The sequence below is a fragment of the Streptomyces sp. NBC_01506 genome (genome assembly GCF_045040295.1).
Classification (GTDB): Bacteria; Actinomycetota; Actinomycetes; order Streptomycetales; family Streptomycetaceae; genus Streptomyces.
This window is the reverse complement of record NZ_CP109422.1, coordinates 5,094,777-5,111,666: the sequence shown is the minus strand read 5'-3', so window position 1 is coordinate 5,111,666 and position 16,890 is coordinate 5,094,777. Positions and strand designations below refer to the sequence as shown.

Here is a 16,890-nt window from a genome sequence, read left to right as displayed (position 1 = left end):
CGAGGCAATCTGTGCCGCATGAGAGAGCATCCACACTGGAACGCCGACCGGATCCCGGACCAGGCCGGCCGGGTGTTCGTCGTCACCGGAGCAAACAGCGGCCTCGGTCTGGCGACCACCCGGGCCATCGCCCGGCGGGGCGGGCAGGTGATCCTCGCCGTACGCGACGAGGCGAAGGGCCGCCGGGCGGTCGCGGACATCACCGCCGGACAACCGGGCGCCCGTCTTGAGGTACGCCAACTCGACCTGGCCGACCTCGAATCCGTCCGGTCCTTCGCCGATCGGCTGCGGGCCGACCACTCGCGGCTGGACGTACTGGTCAACAACGCCGGCCTGATGGCGCCGCCCCGCTCGCTGAGCCCGCAGGGCCACGAGTCGCAGTTCGCCTGCAACCATCTCGGCCACTTCGCCCTCACCGGGCTGCTGCTCGGTGCGCTGACGGCGGGGGGCGGGGGCGCCGGGCGCGATCCGCGCGTGGTCACGGTGAGTTCGGTCAACCACCGCAAGGCCGGCATCCAGTTCGACGACATCACCGGGCGGCGCCGCTACTCGGCCATGGGGTTCTACAACCAGTCGAAGCTCGCCAACGCCGTCTTCGGGCACGAACTCCACCGGCGGCTCGGCGAGTCGGGGAGCCCGGTGCGCAGCGTGCTCGCGCACCCCGGCTACACCGCCACCAACCTCCAGACGAGCGCGCCGATCGGCCTGTGGCGGGTGGTGTTCGGGCGTATCGGCAACCCGCTGCTGGCGCAGAGCCCGGAGCGGGGCGCGCTGCCGCAGTTGTACGCGGCGACCGAACCGGACGTGGAGAGCGGGGAGTTCATCGGGCCGGGCGGCCCGGCGGAGCTGCGCGGGGCGCCGACGCGGGTGCCACTGGCACCGGCGGCGGCCGACGCGGAGACGGGGCGCCGGCTGTGGGAGTTGTCGGAGGAGGCGACGGGGGTGCGGTTCGCGTTCCCGACAACTGTGTGACGCGACAACTGTGTGAAGCGAGGGTGGGGCGGCGGGACGAGTATCCGTCCCACCGCCCCACCCTCCGCGTACGGGTGACTACTTGATGATCGTGATCCGGTCCGTCGCCGGGGGCGCCAGCGGCGCGGTGGCCGAGGAGTTCGCCGCCAGGTAGGCGTTGAACAGGTCCAGATCGGACGCGCCGACCAGCTTGTTCGCGCCCTGGGCCAGGACCGGGAAGCCGTCGCCGCCGCCGCCGAGGAACTCGTTCATCGCGACGCGGTACGTCTTCGCCGGGTCCAGCGCCACGCCGTCCAGCTTCACCGAGTCGGTGACGATCCGCTCGGCGCCCGTCTTGGTCAGGTCCAGGGTGTAGGTGAAGCCCTTCGAGACCTGGAGGATCTTGATGGACGCCGCGTTGGAGCCGCTGACCTGCTGCTGGAGCGCGGTGACGATCTGCGCGCCGGTGAGGTCCACGACGTTCAGCATGTTGGTGAACGGCTGGACGGTGAACGCCTCGCCGTACGTCACCACACCGTCGCCCTCACTGCCCGAGGCGGCGTACACGAGGTCGGAGCGGATACCGCCGGGGTTCATGAACGCGATCTGCGCGCCGCCCTTGTCGGCCGCGGCCGTGCCCGCGAGCTGCGCGTCGGCGATGACGTTGCCGATCGGCTTCTCCAGCTCGGTGGAGCCACGGCCGTTGATGTCGGCGGAGATGAAGCCCTGCGGGGCGTTCGCGATCGGCGCGGCGGTGGCGTTCCACCGCTTGATCAGGTCGGTCATGTCCGTGGCCTTGGCCTGGTCACGGCTGACGACGTGATTGGCCGACTCCACGCTCGTACGGACGATGTCCTTGGTCCGCAGGTCGTAGGTGAGCGTGGTGTCCGTGTAGACCTTGCCGAACGACGAAGCCGACGTCACCATGCGGTCGTTGCCCGCCGGGTCGGGGATGGTGCACGCGTACGCCTGGTGCGTGTGGCCCGTCACCAGCGCGTCGACCTTCGGCGTGATGCCCTTCGCGATGTCCGCGATCGGACCCGAGATGCCGTCACCGGGGCCGGGGCTGTCGCAGTCGTAGTTGTACGAGGTGGAGGCCGGGGCCCCGCCCTCGTGGATGAGCGCGACGATCGACTTGACGCCCTGGCGGTCCAGCTCCTTGGCGTACTTGTTGACGGTCTCGATCTCGTCGTGGAACTTCAGGCCCTTGACGCCCTCGGCGGTGACGACGTTCGGGGTGCCCTCCAGGGTCACGCCGATGAAGCCGACCTTGACGCCGTTCTTCTTCCACACGGTGTAGGGCTTGAGGACCGGCTTCCCGGTCTTCTCGTACGTGGCGTTGGCCGCCAGGTAGGGGAAGTCGGCGCCCTCGAACTTCTTGCCCTTCTCGTAGCAGCCGCCTGTCGGGTGACAGCCACCGTTCTGGAGGCGGGTCAGCTCGGCGGAGCCCTCGTCGAACTCGTGATTGCCCACGGACGTGACGTCGAGGTCGATCTTGTTCAGCGCCTCGATGGTCGGCTCGTCGTGGAACAGGCCGGACATTATCGGGCTGGCGCCGACCATGTCACCGGCGGCGGCGGTGATGGAGTACGGGTTGCCCTTGCGCGCGTCGCGCAGCGAGGTGGCCAGATACTCGACGCCACCGGCCGGAACGGCCTTGACGGTGCCGTCGGCCTGGATCTCGTTCACATTGCCCGCGGACCCGGCCGGCGGCTCCAGGTTCCCGTGCAGGTCGTTGAAGGACAGCAGTTGGACATCCACGGTGCGGGGCTTGGTGTGCCCCTTCCCATGACTCTGCGCCCCGGCGGCTGCGGGCGCGGCGGCGGCGAGAGCGCCCAGTGTGGCAAGCCCGGCCACGGCGGCGAGCACCCGCCGGGCCGCGCGATTTTTCTGCGGTGTCGCTGACATCGGTCCCCTTGTGGCTTCCGCTTGTAAGTTCTGTGTGAAGGAGAGTAGCTGCGAGCGGCAGCCTAGAGTCCACGCGCGTAGAGCAACAGGGGCCTTCTGGTTACGACCTGGTTGCCAATGCCCGTCAACGGGTGGTTTACCGCGTATCACCCGTACGGCGGATGCGTGCCCGAGCGGGGCCAATTGGCCAACAGGCTGTTGGCCAAGTGCCCGCCGAATCCGGGACCCGAAACCGGGACCCCGAAACCGGGACCCCGGGGAACGCGGTGGTGCGCCGTACTCTCGACGCATGACTGATACGGCAGCCCTCGACCCGGGCCGGCAGATCGACACCCTTGACGAGATCACCCCTGAGCAGGCACGGGACGTACTCGCGCTGCTCGACGACGCGGCCCGTTCCGACGGGGTGCAGGCCGTGTCCGAGCAGGGGCGGTTGCAGTTGCGCGGGGGGCCGAGGGCCGGGGTGCGGCATTTTCTGCTGACCGTCGGCGGGGAGCTGACGGGCTACGGCCAGCTCGAGGACACCGATCCCATCGAGGCGCCGGCCGCCGAGCTGGTCGTGCATCCCTCGCACCGGGGGCGCGGGCACGGGCGGGCGCTGGGGGCCGCGTTGCTGGCCGCGTCCGGGAAGCGGCTGCGGGTGTGGGCGCACGGCGGCAAGTCGGCCGCCCGGCATCTGGCGCAGGTGCTCGGACTGACCATGTTCCGTGAACTGCGGCAGTTGCGGCGGCCGTTGGAGCCGCTGGACATCGCCGAGCCGGTCCTCCCCGACGGGGTCACCGTCCGTACCTTCGTACCCGGCCAGGACGACGCCGCCTGGCTCGCCGTCAACGCCGCCGCCTTCGCCCACCACCCCGAGCAGGGCGGACTCACCCAGCGCGATCTGGCCGACCGCGAGGCCGAGCCGTGGTTCGACCCGAAGGGCTTCTTCCTGGCCGAGCGGGACGGCCGGCTCGTGGGCTTCCACTGGACCAAGGTGCACGCCGCCGAACAGCTCGGCGAGGTGTACGTCGTCGGCATCAGCCCCGACGCGCAGGGCTCCGGACTGGGCAAGGCGCTCACCGCGATCGGGCTGCGGCACCTGGCGTCGCTGGGTCTGCCGGTCGCGATGCTGTACGTCGACGCGGACAACACGGCGGCGGTGACGGTGTACGAGCGCCTGGGCTTCGTGACGCACGAGGTGGACCTCATGTACCGCACGGAGACGTAGGACCGTCCGGCACCAGGTCAAGTAGGCGAAGGGGCGGTGAAGTTGACACCGCCCCTTCTTCGACCCATGCTTTCACTACTTCCCTAGTGAAAGGGTGCTTGCGGGTGATCGAATACCGCATCGACCGGCGCAGCGGTGTCGCCACATACCTCCAGATCGTCCAGCAGACCAAACAGGCCCTGCGGCTCGGCCTGCTGGAGCCCGGCGACAAACTGCCCACGGCACGTGAGGTCGTGGAGGCCACGGCCATCAATCCCAACACCGTCCTCAAGGCCTACCGCGAACTGGAACGCGAGGGCCTGGCCGAAGGGCGGCGCGGGCTGGGGACCTTCGTACGCGGCACCCTCGGCGGCGGCGCCGCCGACAGCCCGCTGCGGGCCGAACTGCGCGCCGAACTCACCGCGTGGGCCGAACGGGCCCGCGCCGGAGGGCTGGAGAGGGACGACCTGTCCGCCCTCTTCGACTCCGTCCTCACGGAACGCTTCAACACGGAACACCACAACCAGGGGGAACGCTCATGACAGCCGCCGCGATCGAGGCCACCGGCCTCGGCAAGCGCTACGGGAAACGGCGCGGCTGGGCCCTGCGCGACTGTTCCTTCCGGATCCCGCGGGGCCGTATCTGCGCCCTCGTCGGCCCCAACGGCGCCGGCAAGTCCACCCTCCTCGCCCAGGCCGCCGGACTGCTCCCGGCCACCGAGGGCGGCGTCCGAATCCTCGGCGAGCGACCGGGCGACGCCCGCGAACGCATCGCGTACGTAGCCCAGGACAAGCCCCTGTACCGGCAGTTGACGATCCGCGACACCCTGCGCATGGGGTACGAGCTCAACCCCGCCCGCTGGGACGCCGAAGCCGCCGAACGGATCGTCACCGAGGGACGGCTCGACCCCGGCGTACGCGTCCGTACGCTCTCCGGCGGCCAGCGCACCCGCGTCGCGCTCGCCCTCGCGCTCGGCAAGCGGCCCGAACTCATGCTCCTGGACGAGCCGATGGCCGACCTGGACCCGCTCGCCCGCCACCACCTCATGGGCACGCTCATGGCCGAGGCCGCCGCGAACGGCACCACGGTCGTGATGTCGTCGCACATCCTCGCCGAGCTGGAGGGCACCTGTGACTACCTGCTGCTCCTCGACGGCGGCCGGATCCGCCTCGGCGGCGAGACCGAGGACCTGCTGACCGCGCACCGACTGGTCACCGGCCCCGTACGCGACCTGGCACCGCACACCGTCGTGGACTCCCGCACCACCGGCCGCCAGCTCACGGCGCTGATCCGCCCCGACGGACCGGTCGCCCACGACTGGCAGACCGTGGAACCTTCCCTGGAGGAACTGTTGCTCGCCCATCTGCGCTCCCCGGGCGCGCCCGTCCTGCTCACGCCGAGCGCGGAATCACGCGGCACCGAGCAGCCCGTGGCGGTGACGGCATGAGCACGCTGACACCACGCGGCCCGGCCTGGGTCGCCGTACGGCAGCACCGCCTCGCGCTGTGGACGGCACTGCTCGTCGTCATTCTCGCCGTCGGCTGCTGGGTCTCGGCCCGTATCTGGGTCGGCTCGGCGGGGTTCGAGGTGAGCTGCGGCAAGGGGTGCAGGGCGACGACGAACGCGGCCGGCTGGTTCGGCTGGGCGGAGAACTACCTCGCGGGCACGGCCGTCCTGCTGCCGTTGCTCGTCGTGGCGTTCACCGCCGGTCCGCTGATCGCCCGTGAACTGGACTCGGGCACGTACCGGCTGGCCTGGACCCAGTCGGTGTCGCCCGCCCGCTGGCTGGCCATCCGGCTCGTCTGCGCCGCCGTGGTCGCCACCGCGGGCACCGTCCTGCTGGTCATCATCTTCCGCGGGAGCAGGTCCTACATCGACAGCGAGCCGCTCGGGGCCCTGTACCCGTCCATGTTCTGGGGCGACACCGGCGCCTTCCCCGCCCTGGGGGTGACCGCTGTCGGCTATGTCCTGCTGGCGGTCGCCGTCGGCGCGCTCGCGGCCGTACTCGTACGCCGCACCCTCCCGGCGATGGCCGCCGGCCTGGTCGCCACGGCGGGGGTCGGGCTGCTCTTCACCCGGGTCCGGCCCCACCTGTGGCCGACGCTCACGGCCGAGGGGGACGCGATGGGCGGCCCCCAGGCGGATTCGGCCGGTACCTGGATCACACAGCGAGGCGTCGTCCTGCCCGACGGCAGCCGGATGACCTACGAACAGTGCTGGGACATGGGCCTCTCGAAATCGCCGTGCGATCCGCATACCGCGAACGTCTCCGGCTTCGTGGACTACCACCCCGAAGGGCACTTCTGGCCGCTCCAGCTCGTCGAGACCGGCCTCGTGCTGTTGCTCGCCGCGGCGTGCGTCTTCGCCGCGTTCAAGGTATTGCGCCGCGTCCACGGCTGAACGCCCGATCACCCGGAGTCCCGCCCGCGCCACGGGGGTGGGCGGGACCCCGTACGTCCACCCCGGCCGTTCACCTCGTACGCCCACCCCGGCCGTTCACCTCGTACGATCCCGCCCGCCGCCCCACCGCACCGCCACCACGTGCCCCGCCACGCCCCCGCCACGCCCCGCCCCGCTTCCCTGCACGTCATGTCCGCGTTACCGGCCATTCAGACGCGCTTGCGACCCTCTCGGAATGCAGCCCGCTGTGCCCCCCACCGCGAACGGCAGGTTCCGCCTCGCCCCCGCCGGCTCCGACGCGCCCGTCGTGCCCTCCGCGCGGAACAATGGAGGTATGAGCCAGCAGCCTGCCGAGTCCCCGGTCCACCCGCAACCGTCCGTCGGATCCATCGCCGCACACCGGCCGCACACGGTGGCCGCCGCGGTGTCCGATCTGGAGCCCGACCTGGACGCCGACCTCGACTCGTACGACCAGGACGACGACCCGCAGGGCGGCGAGCTGCCCCAGGGCCGCTTCCTCGACCGCGAGCGGAGCTGGCTCGCCTTCAACGAGCGGGTGCTGGAACTGGCCGAGGACCCGGCCACCCCGCTACTCGAACGGGCGAATTTCCTCGCCATATTCGCGTCGAACCTGGACGAGTTCTTCATGGTCCGCGTCGCCGGCCTGAAGCGGCGGATAGCGACCGGCGTCGCCACCCGTTCGGCCTCCGGGCTCCAGCCCCGTGAGGTCCTCGACCTGATCTGGACCCGGTCGCGGGAGATCATGGCCCGGCACGCCGCCTGCTTCCAGCAGGACGTCTCCCCCGCGCTCGCCGACGAGGGCATCCACCTGATCCGCTGGGCCGACCTCACGGAGAAGGAGCAGGCGCGGCTGTTCACCCTGTTCCGGCAGCAGATCTTCCCCGTCCTGACGCCGCTCGCCGTGGACCCGGCGCACCCCTTCCCGTACATCTCCGGGCTCTCCCTCAACCTCGCGGTCGTCGTCCGCAACCCCGTCAGCGGCCACCGGCACTTCGCCCGCGTCAAGGTCCCGCCCCTGCTGACCCGCTTCCTGGAGGCGTCCCCGCAGCGGTACGTGCCGCTGGAGGACGTCATCGCGGCGCACCTGGAGGAGCTGTTCCCCGGGATGGAGGTCCTGGCGCACCACATGTTCCGGGTCACCCGCAACGAGGACCTGGAGGTGGAGGAGGACGACGCGGAGAATCTGCTCAAGGCGCTGGAGAAGGAGCTGATGCGGCGCCGCTTCGGCCCGCCGGTGCGTCTGGAGGTCGAGGAGTCGATCGACCCGTACGTGCTCGACCTGCTGGTGCGTGAGCTGAAGGTGTCCGACGCCGAGGTGTATCCGCTGCCGGGGCCGCTGGATCTGACCGGGCTGTTCGGGATAGTGAAGCTGGACCGGCCGGAGCTGAAATTCCCCAAGTTCATCGCGGGCACGCACCGTGACCTCGCGGAGGTGGAGTCGGCGTCGGCGCCGGACATCTTCGCGGCGCTGCGGGAGCGCGACGTACTGCTGCACCACCCGTACGACTCGTTCTCCACCTCCGTCCAGGCGTTCCTGGAGCAGGCGGCGGGCGACCCGGACGTACTGGCGATCAAGCAGACGCTGTACCGGACCTCCGGCGACTCGCCGATCGTCGACGCGCTGATCGACGCCGCCGAGTCGGGCAAGCAGGTCCTGGTCCTCGTCGAGCTGAAGGCCCGCTTCGACGAACAGGCCAACATCAAGTGGGCGCGCAAGCTCGAAGAGGCCGGCTGCCATGTCGTCTACGGGCTGGTCGGGCTCAAGACGCACTGCAAGCTGTCGCTCGTGGTCCGGCAGGAGGGCGAGACCCTGCGCCGCTACAGCCATGTCGGCACCGGCAACTACCACCCGAAGACGGCACGGCTCTACGAGGACATGGGTCTGCTCACGGCCGACCCGCACGTCGGGGCCGACCTGTCCGACCTCTTCAACCGGCTGTCGGGATACTCGCGCCGCGAGACCTACCGCCGGCTGCTGGTCGCGCCCAAGTCGCTGCGCGACGGGCTGATCACGCGTATCAACAAGGAAGCGGCGCACCACCGTTCGGGCCGCCCCGCCTACGTACACATCAAGGTCAACTCGATGGTGGACGAAGCGGTCATCGACGCGTGCTACCGCGCGTCGCAGGCGGGCGTACCGGTGGACATCTGGGTGCGGGGCATCTGCGCCGTACGCCCCGGCGTGCACGGCCTGTCGGAGAACATCCGGGTGCGCTCCGTACTCGGCCGCTTCCTCGAACACTCGCGGATCTTCGCCTTCGGCAACGGCGGCGAGCCCGAAGTGTGGTTCGGCAGCGCCGACATGATGCACCGCAACCTCGACCGCCGTATCGAGGCACTGGTCCGGGTCACCGACCCGGCGCACCGCGCGTCCATCAGCCGGCTTCTGGAGACCGGCATGGCGGACACCACCGCCTCCTGGCATCTGGGCGCCGACGGCAACTGGACCCGGCACTCCGTCGACGCGGACGGACAGCCGCTGCGGCACGTACAGGAAATGCTCATTGACGCCCGGAGGCGCCGGCGTGCAGCACCATGAAACAGACTCCGCCGGCTCGGTGGGCACGGCTCGGCCGGCCCACTCCGGCGACGCCTTCGAGGCAACGGCCGGGCAGGTGCTCGCCGGGTATCTGAACACCCGGTGCGGGGACTTCCTGCGCAGCCTGCGGCTGTACGGGGAAAGCGGCTCGGACACGGCGGCGGCGCAGGACGCCGCGTCCGCGCTGCGGCGCTCGGCCCGGCGGATCGGGGGCAGCCTGCACACCTTCCGGGTGCTGCTGGACCCGGTGTGGGCGGACCAGCTCCGTACGGAACTGGGCTGGCTGTCCGGCACACTCGCGCAGGAGTACGCGTGCACGGCGCGGCTGCACCGGCTGGTGTCGGCGCTGGCGCGACTGTCGGGAGCGGGCGCGGTGCCTGCCGCCCGTAACGCCGAGAGCGCTTCGGCGGCTGCGGGCGCGCTGACGGTCGGGGCGTCGCGCGCCGGGGCGCTGCTGGAGCGGCAGTTGACGCTCGCGCGTACGCGGTCGCACTCGGCGGCGCTCCAGGCGCTGGGCTCGTCCCGCTTCCACGCGGTGGCCGACGCCGTCGCCGTCCTGGCCTCCGAGGTGCCGCTGGCGCCCGTCGCGGGCGCGCCCGCGACCGAGATCCTGACGGGGCCGCAGGGCGGGGCCGAACGGCGGCTGCTCGACGCGGTGGCCGCGCTGCCCCTGGCGCGCGCCGCGCACCCGTACAACGCGGAAGCCCTGGTCCACGGCCTCGCCACGCCCTCCGACGGCGAGGCCCAGGACGCCCCGTGGCACCAGGTGCGGCTGTTGCTGCGACTGCACCGCTACGCCCAGGAGGTCCGCCACCCCGACGGCTCCCCCGACCCGGTGTTCGCCGAGGCGGGCCGCGCGCTGGACCGGCACCGCGACGCGGCCGAGGCGGCGGCAGCCGCGGCGAACGCGGCCCGCACCCCGCGGATCGCCCCGGCGACGGCGTACGCGCTGGGCGTGCTGCACGCGGACCAGCGCCACGAGGTGGAGGCGGCGCGCTACGACTTCCAGCAGATCTGGCAGCGGACGGCGGTGACGACAGCATGAGTACGACGGGGCCGGGCGGCCCGGTCCTCGCGGCGGGCTGCGTGCTGTGGCGCAAGTCCCCGTACGCGGCGGACGGGACGGAGATCTGCCTGGTCCACCGGCCCAAGTACGACGACTGGTCCTTCCCGAAAGGCAAGCTGAAGCACGCGGAGGACGCGCTCGCGGGCGCGCTGCGCGAGGTCCTGGAAGAGACGGGCCACCACTGCTCCCCCGGCACCCGCCTCGGCACGGTCAGCTACCTGGCCAACGGCCGCCCCAAGCAGGTCACCTACTGGGCGGCGGAAGCGACGGACGGCGCGTTCGCACCGAACCACGAGGTGGACCGCCTCCTCTGGCTCCCCCCACCCACGGCCCGCACCCGCCTGACGCAACCACGCGACCGCCTGCTGATCGACACGCTGCTGCGCGCGCTGCCTTGACCCGTCGGGTCACTTCCTGACGTCCTCAACGGCGGTCGGCCCGAGTTGTCGGGCGCTGGCGTACTCCGGCATGGTCATGGGCTTGTCGAACAGGAAGAACGACTGGTTCGTCCCGACGGTGAACTCCATGAACACGCCGGTCGTGGCATCGAAGCCGTAGTACGTGTCGCACATCGAGCCCGCCGAGTACGTACCGTCCATACCCGGCAGCGCCACCACCACCTTGCCGTTGGCGGAGGCGTCCACCTTCTCCGTCGGCGTGAGCATCTGGCAGCGCGCGACCGGCATGCCCTTCATGACGAAGTACCCGTACTCGCCCTTGGCGTTCTGGATGTAGACGTAACTCAGCTTGCCCCGCTTGCCCCAGGTCTTCACCCACTCGTTGATGGCCTCGCGGGTCGGCGAGTACTCCATCTTCCCGGCGGGCTGATTGGCCACGAGCTGGTCGTAACTCTTCTGCTTGGCCTTCGTCTCCTTGCTCTGGCTGGAGTCGTCGTCGCAGGAGGTCAGCCCCACCCCCAGAGTGAGCGCCGCCATGGACGCCACGACGGTACGAGTGATCGTCTTCATGCCGCACCACAGATCGTGTCGTCGGCCCCGGCGTCCAGCCGGTACGGCAGATCCCGGTCCCGGAAGGGCGCGCGGTGCTCCTGGGCGGCCTTGGAGTTGTAGTCGTTGACCGACTCGATCCGCGTCACCTTCAGCGCGGTGACGGACTGATCGATCTGGGTCTTACGGACATCCGAAGCGGACTCCCGCTCCTCGTCGAGTACGCGGATCGCGCCCTCGGCGTTCTGCACGGCCTCGCACAGATCGAAGAACTCCTGATACGTCGACTGCCGAAACGCCCCCGACCCGACGGTGTCCTCCCGCACCTGCGCCTCCCCCCGAAACGGCGCGGTGCCCCACCCCGCACCCCCGAACACGAACACACCGACCACCCCCAGCACGGCCACCCCGACGACCCCACCGACGACCCACCGACCGACCCGCACGCCCTCTCGCACAACCCCCATCACGCCCCCTCCCTCGAAGGACCGACGCCCCTCGCCGGTCCTTCGAGTGTGGGCGCTCCTCAACGAGTCGCCCATGGGAGGGAGTTGGACGTTGGATGTAATGAGGCGGGCAGGCGCTTCGAGCCCTGGGGCTCGCACCCCGCGACCGGCTACGCCAGCCCCCGCCACGGCTCCGGTGGTGACGAGGCGAAGAAGCGCAGGAGGCCGAGCAGGCGGGAGGCCGGGGGTGCCGTCCAGTGGCGTGCGCCGCGAACCGGGGTGGGGTCGGTCAGGCGGGTGAGGGCCCAGGTGAGGTGGTAGCGCAGGACGCGGGCCTCCCAGGCGTACGAATCGCCAGACACGGCACCGCCCTCCTCACGGTAGCCGTCCAGCATCGCCGGGACGCCCGGCAGTGGTGTCTTGGCGAACTCGACCGCCGGGTCCGCCCACATCGCGTCGCCCCAGTCCACGATCCCGGTCAGCGCCACCGGCCCCGGCCCCGCCGTCACCATCAGGTTCTGCGGGGCGATGTCGCCGTGCACCAGGACGCGCGCCGCCCCGCCGCCGGGGATCCGTTCCGCGAGCCGGTCGAACCAGCCCCGCAGCCAGCGCGCGGCCTCCGCGTCCAGCATCCCGGCCGACAGCAGATCGGCGACCAGCCGGTGCGGGGCGTCGGCCTCGGGGTCGTACTCCACCGGGACGCCGGCCGGCTCCCCCGCGGCCCCGGGCGTCACCCGGTGCAGCCGCGCCAGCTCCCGCCCCACCTCCCGGAAGACCCGGAAGACATCCGCGTCGCACGGGCCCGGCGCGTCCGCGAGGTCCACCCCCGGCACCCGCTCCAGCACCATGTACGGCACATCCGCGTCCGTACAACTGGTATCAAAGGTGACGAGCGCGGGCGTACGCACCCCGACCGCCCGCGCCACCGGAATCACCGCCGCCTCCTTCACCAGGTCGGCGACGAACGCCTCCGTACGCGGTATACGCAGCACCAGATGCGGCCCGAGGAGAAACGCCCGGTTCGCCACCCCCGAAGCCATGGGACGCACTTTCTCGGCGGGCACGCCGTGTCGGGCGCCGATCGCGGCCGGAGCCGCACCAGGCTGTCCGTCACGGTTCACCTCCCGTTCACCCCCATCCGTCAGCGGCTTCACCTGATCTGCCTAATTTCGGCCTTACACGGTGACCGGCATACCGCCGGATCCACCACCTCGACGCACGCCGCCGCACACATGCGTACACCGCACACCGGCGGCTTCTGGAAGGAACACCCGAAGTGAAGCTTCAGCGCAAGAACCGGCTGCGCGCCACCGCGCTCGGTGCCCTCGCCGTCTCCGGCGCCCTGGTTCTCACGGCGTGCGGCTCGGACGACAACACGGAGAGCTCCGGCTCCGGCGACAAGACCACCGCAGCCTCGAACATCAAGTGTGACGGCGCCACGGGCCAGGTCCTTGCCAACGGATCGAGCGCCCAGAAGAACGCGATGGACATCTGGATCAAGAACTTCCAGGAGGCGTGCTCCGGCGTCGAGATCAACTACGCGGCGGACGGTTCCGGCGCCGGCATCACCAAGTTCACGGACGGCCAGGTCGCCTTCGCGGGCTCCGACTCCGCCCTGAAGCCCGAGGAAGTCACAGCCTCCAAGGAGGTCTGCAAGGGCGGCCAGGGCATCAACCTGCCGATGGTCGGCGGCCCCGTCGCCATCGGCTTCAACGTGCCCGGTGTCGACAGCCTCGTACTGGACGCCCCGACCCTCGCCAAGATCTTCGACTCGAAGATCAAGAAGTGGGACGACAAGGCCATCAAGGCCCTCAACCCCGACGCCACGCTGCCGAGCACCGCGATCCAGGCGTTCCACCGCTCCGACGAGTCGGGTACGACGCAGAACCTGAACAAGTACCTGAAGGCCGCGGCCCCGTCCGACTGGAACTACGACGACAGCTCGAAGTCCTGGGAGGCCAAGGGCGGCCAGGCCGCCAGCGGTTCCTCCGGTGTCGCCTCCAGCGTCAAGGACACCGAAGGCGCCATCGGCTACTTCGAGCTCTCCTACGCGACCGCCAGCAGCATCACCACCGTCAAGATGGACACGGGCGCCGGCGCGCCGGTCGAGGTCACCTCGGAGAACGCCTCCAAGGCCATCGCCGCCGCCAAGGTCAAGGGCACCGGCAACGACATGGCGCTGGACCTGGACTACGCCACCAAGGCCGAGGGTGCCTACCCGATCATCCTGGTGACGTACGAGATCGCCTGCGACAAGGGCAACAAGGCCGAGACCCTGCCCACCGTCAAGGCGTTCCTCAACTACACCGCCAGCGAGGAGGGCCAGAAGGTCCTCGCCGACGCCGGCTACGCGCCGCTCCCGACCGAGATCGCGGCCAAGGTCCGCGAGATCGTCCCCACCCTGTCCTGACCCCCGGACGTGGCCGGTCCCCGCTCGGCGGGGACCGGCCACGTCTTCCGGTGCACCGCCGCCAGGGAGCCGCCAGCCGGCTCCGCAGACCGGAGAAAACCGATGGATACAGCAGCAGCCGCACCCCCCGACTCCCCCCCACCGCCACCGCCACCGCTTGAGGACCAGGGCGCGCCCAAGGGAAAGAAACAGGTCGGCGACCGGGTCTTCCTGGGCCTGTCCCGAGGATCCGGCATCACCTTGCTGGTCATCATGGCCGCGATCGCCGCGTTCCTCACCTACCGCGCCGTCCTCGCGATCTCGAAGGACGAGGCGAACTTCCTCACCTACTTCGAGTGGAACCCACAGGGCGATCCGCCCCAGTTCGGCATCGCCGTACTCGCCTTCGGCACCGTCGTCAGCTCGATCATCGCCATGGCGATCGCCGTCCCGGTGGCCATCGGCATCGCGCTGTTCATCTCGCACTTCGCACCCCGCCGGCTCGCCGCCCCGATCGCCTACCTGGTCGACCTGCTCGCAGCCGTACCGAGCATCATCTACGGCCTGTGGGGCGCCGTCTTCCTCGTCCCGTATCTCGACGGTCTCAACAAGTGGCTGAACGAATACTTCGCCTGGACCTACATCTTCGAGAAGACCAACGAGGGTGTCGCCCGCAACCTGTTCACCGTGGGCATCCTGCTGGCGATCATGATCCTGCCCATCATCACCAACGTGATACGTGAGGTCTTCCTCCAGTCGCCGAAGATGCACGAGGAAGCCGCCCTGGCCCTCGGTGCCACGCGCTGGGAAGTCATCCGGATGTCGGTCCTGCCGTTCGGCCGCTCCGGCATCATCAGCGCCTCGATGCTCGGTCTGGGCCGCGCGCTCGGCGAGACGATGGCCGTCGCCGTCGTCCTGTCGCCGAGCTTCATCTTCTCGGGCCATCTGCTCGACGCCGGCGGCGGCACCTTCGCGCAGAACATCGCCGCGAAGTTCAACGAGGCGAACGACTTCGGCCGGGACGCGCTGATCGCCTCCGGCCTGGTCCTCTTCCTCATCACACTGCTGGTCAACGGCGCGGCCCGCGCGGTCATCGCCCGCCGCAAGGAGTACTCGGGGGCCAACGCATGAGCCACACGCTTCAGGACAAGCGTCCGGCGGTCGCCGAGCCGGGCGGCTCGCTCTCCCACGCGCGCATGCCGCGCTGGGCCCCCCTGGCCATCGCCGTCGGCTCGCTGGCGCTGGGCTGGCTGATCAGCCTGACGGCGGGGCTGGACAGCAAGATCCAGTGGTGTCTGATCTCCGCGCTGATCTTCGTCGCCGGTACGTATCTGATCACCGCCAAGGTCGAAGGCAGCCGCCAGGGCAAGAACCACGTCGCGACCAGCCTGGTCTGGGTCTGCTTCATCCTGGCCGTCATCCCGCTGCTGTCGCTGGCCTGGACCACCATCAGCAAAGGCGCCTCGGTCGTCGACGGGTACTTCCTCACCCACTCGATGAGCGGACTCCTGGACACGGACAAGGGCGGCGGCGTCTACCACGCGCTGCTCGGCACCATCGAGCAGGTCGCCATCGCCACGCTGATCGCCACGCCGATCGGTCTGCTGACGGCCGTCTACCTGGTCGAGTACGGCCGGGGCAAGCTCGCCCGCGCCGTCACCTTCTTCGTGGACGTGATGACCGGTATCCCGTCCATCGTCGCGGGTCTGTTCGTCCTGTCGACGTGGAACCTGATGCTGGGCTTCGGGTTCTCCGGATTCGCCGGCGCCCTGGCGCTCTCGATCCTGATGATGCCGGTGGTCGTGCGCTCCACCGAGGAGATGCTCAAGCTCGTCCCGAACGAGCTGCGTGAGGCATCCTTGGCGCTGGGCGTGCCCCAGTGGCGGACCATCCTCAAGGTGGTCCTGCCGACCGCGATCGGTGGTATCACCACGGGCGTGATGCTCGCGGTGGCGCGTATCACGGGCGAGACCGCGCCCATCCTGCTGCTGGTCTTCGGTACGAAGCTCATCAACCCGAACCCGTTCGACGGCGCCCAGTCGTCACTGCCGCTGTACGTGTACCAGCAGTACGCGGTCGGCACCGACGCCTCGGTCGAGCGCGCCTGGGGCGCGGCACTCGTCCTGATCGCGTTCGTCATGATCCTCAACCTGGTGGCCCGCGGCATCGCCCGCTGGAAGGCTCCGAAGACCGGCCGCTGAGGCCCCGAAATCCGGCTCCGCCGCGCGGGGTCACGCAGAAAGCAGTGATTGAAGATGGCCAAGCGAATCGACGTCAGCGGCCTGACCGCGTACTACGGCTCCCACCGGGCGATCGACGACATCTCCATGACCGTCGAGCCCCGCTCCGTGACGGCCTTCATCGGCCCGTCCGGCTGCGGCAAGTCCACGTTCCTCCGCACCCTCAACCGCATGCACGAGGTCACGCCCGGTGGCCGCGTCGAGGGCAAGGTCCTGCTGGACGACGAGAATCTGTACGGCGCGAACGTCGACCCGGTCGCGGTGCGCCGTACGGTCGGCATGGTCTTCCAGCGCCCCAACCCCTTCCCGACCATGTCGATCTTCGACAACGTCGCGGCCGGCCTGCGGCTCAACGGCAAGTACCGCAAGAACGAACTGTCGGCGGTCGTCGAGAAGTCCCTCAAGGGCGCGAACCTCTGGAACGAGGTCAAGGACCGCCTCAACAAGCCCGGTTCCGGCCTCTCCGGCGGCCAGCAGCAGCGACTGTGCATCGCCCGCGCGATCGCGGTGCAGCCGGAAGTCCTGCTGATGGACGAGCCGTGCTCGGCGCTGGACCCGATCTCGACGCTCGCGATCGAGGACCTGATCGGGGAGCTGAAGGAGAGCTTCACGATCGTCATCGTGACGCACAACATGCAGCAGGCGGCGCGTGTCTCGGACCGTACGGCGTTCTTCAACCTGTCGGCGGTGGGCCAGCCCGGCAAGCTCATCGAAATAGACGAGACGGAGCGGATCTTCGCCAACCCGTCCGTGCAGGCCACGGAGGACTACATCTCCGGCCGCTTCGGATAGGT

Annotated in this window: 16 protein-coding genes; 12 read left to right on the top strand and 4 right to left on the bottom strand. The window is 70.1% G+C overall.

The genetic code is table 11. The annotated features are described in order from the left end of the window. Positions 1–18: 18 nt before the first annotated feature. Positions 19–972, top strand: coding sequence for an oxidoreductase (locus OG329_RS22435; RefSeq protein ID WP_405797543.1), 954 nt, complete (start codon positions 19–21; stop codon positions 970–972). Positions 973–1,050: 78 nt separating this feature from the next. Here the strand turns inward: OG329_RS22435 and OG329_RS22430 are convergent, their stop codons facing one another. After that, the gene (locus OG329_RS22430; protein WP_405797542.1) at positions 1,051–2,859 is read right to left on the bottom strand and encodes a bifunctional metallophosphatase/5'-nucleotidase; all 1,809 of its coding nucleotides are present in this window, start codon (positions 2,857–2,859) and stop codon (positions 1,051–1,053) included. 289 nt (positions 2,860–3,148) lie between these two features. Here OG329_RS22430 and mshD point away from each other — a divergent pair, with 289 nt between their 5' ends. The 7 genes from mshD to OG329_RS22395 all read left to right on the top strand — a co-directional run bounded on the left by mshD (position 3,149) and on the right by OG329_RS22395 (position 10,472). Next, complete coding sequence (gene mshD, locus OG329_RS22425) at positions 3,149–4,069, top strand: mycothiol synthase (protein WP_405797541.1); 921 nt, start codon at positions 3,149–3,151, stop codon at positions 4,067–4,069. Between the two features lie 104 nt (positions 4,070–4,173). Then, positions 4,174–4,590, top strand: coding sequence for a GntR family transcriptional regulator (locus OG329_RS22420; RefSeq protein ID WP_405797539.1), 417 nt, complete (start codon positions 4,174–4,176; stop codon positions 4,588–4,590). Next, entirely contained in the window at positions 4,587–5,495 is a 909-nt protein-coding gene (locus OG329_RS22415; RefSeq protein ID WP_405797538.1) for an ABC transporter ATP-binding protein, read from the top strand. The genes OG329_RS22420 and OG329_RS22415 overlap by 4 nt, the downstream gene beginning before the upstream one ends. Further along, positions 5,492–6,448 carry an ABC transporter permease gene (locus tag OG329_RS22410; protein ID WP_405797536.1) on the top strand — a complete coding sequence of 319 codons (957 nt, stop codon included), beginning with the start codon at positions 5,492–5,494 and terminating at the stop codon, positions 6,446–6,448. The genes OG329_RS22415 and OG329_RS22410 overlap by 4 nt, the downstream gene beginning before the upstream one ends. A gap of 334 nt (positions 6,449–6,782) precedes the next feature. Beyond that, on the top strand, positions 6,783–9,008 hold the full coding sequence (locus OG329_RS22405; RefSeq protein WP_405797535.1) for an RNA degradosome polyphosphate kinase: 2,226 nt from the start codon (positions 6,783–6,785) through the stop codon (positions 9,006–9,008). A gap of 19 nt (positions 9,009–9,027) precedes the next feature. Continuing rightward, on the top strand, positions 9,028–10,053 hold the full coding sequence (locus OG329_RS22400) for a CHAD domain-containing protein (RefSeq protein WP_405801968.1): 1,026 nt from the start codon (positions 9,028–9,030) through the stop codon (positions 10,051–10,053). Further along, positions 10,050–10,472 carry an NUDIX hydrolase gene (locus OG329_RS22395; protein ID WP_405797534.1) on the top strand — a complete coding sequence of 141 codons (423 nt, stop codon included), beginning with the start codon at positions 10,050–10,052 and terminating at the stop codon, positions 10,470–10,472. The genes OG329_RS22400 and OG329_RS22395 overlap by 4 nt, the downstream gene beginning before the upstream one ends. Before the next feature lie 9 nt (positions 10,473–10,481). Here the strand turns inward: OG329_RS22395 and OG329_RS22390 are convergent, their stop codons facing one another. The 3 genes from OG329_RS22390 to OG329_RS22380 form a co-directional block, all read right to left on the bottom strand. Beyond that, positions 10,482–11,042 (bottom strand): hypothetical protein, encoded by a 561-nt coding sequence (locus OG329_RS22390; protein ID WP_405797533.1) that lies wholly within the window; start codon positions 11,040–11,042, stop codon positions 10,482–10,484. After that, on the bottom strand, positions 11,039–11,488 hold the full coding sequence (locus OG329_RS22385; protein ID WP_405797531.1) for a hypothetical protein: 450 nt from the start codon (positions 11,486–11,488) through the stop codon (positions 11,039–11,041). Before OG329_RS22385 ends, OG329_RS22390 begins: the two co-directional genes overlap by 4 nt. A gap of 149 nt (positions 11,489–11,637) precedes the next feature. Beyond that, a complete protein-coding gene (locus OG329_RS22380; RefSeq protein WP_405797529.1) occupies positions 11,638–12,507 on the bottom strand; it encodes a phosphotransferase family protein in 870 nt (289 codons plus the stop codon). A 236-nt stretch (positions 12,508–12,743) separates the two neighbouring features. Between OG329_RS22380 and pstS the strand changes: the two genes are divergently transcribed. From pstS to pstB, 4 genes are all read left to right on the top strand, one after another. Continuing rightward, positions 12,744–13,877, top strand: coding sequence for a phosphate ABC transporter substrate-binding protein PstS (pstS, locus tag OG329_RS22375; protein ID WP_405797528.1), 1,134 nt, complete (start codon positions 12,744–12,746; stop codon positions 13,875–13,877). A gap of 102 nt (positions 13,878–13,979) precedes the next feature. Continuing rightward, positions 13,980–14,987 carry a phosphate ABC transporter permease subunit PstC gene (pstC, locus tag OG329_RS22370; RefSeq protein ID WP_405797526.1) on the top strand — a complete coding sequence of 336 codons (1,008 nt, stop codon included), beginning with the start codon at positions 13,980–13,982 and terminating at the stop codon, positions 14,985–14,987. Beyond that, positions 14,984–16,057: a phosphate ABC transporter permease PstA gene (gene pstA / locus OG329_RS22365; protein ID WP_405797525.1), complete on the top strand. Its 1,074-nt coding sequence runs from the start codon at positions 14,984–14,986 to the stop codon at positions 16,055–16,057. The genes pstC and pstA overlap by 4 nt, the downstream gene beginning before the upstream one ends. A gap of 54 nt (positions 16,058–16,111) precedes the next feature. After that, positions 16,112–16,888 carry a phosphate ABC transporter ATP-binding protein PstB gene (gene pstB / locus OG329_RS22360; protein ID WP_405797523.1) on the top strand — a complete coding sequence of 259 codons (777 nt, stop codon included), beginning with the start codon at positions 16,112–16,114 and terminating at the stop codon, positions 16,886–16,888. Positions 16,889–16,890 lie beyond the last annotated feature (2 nt).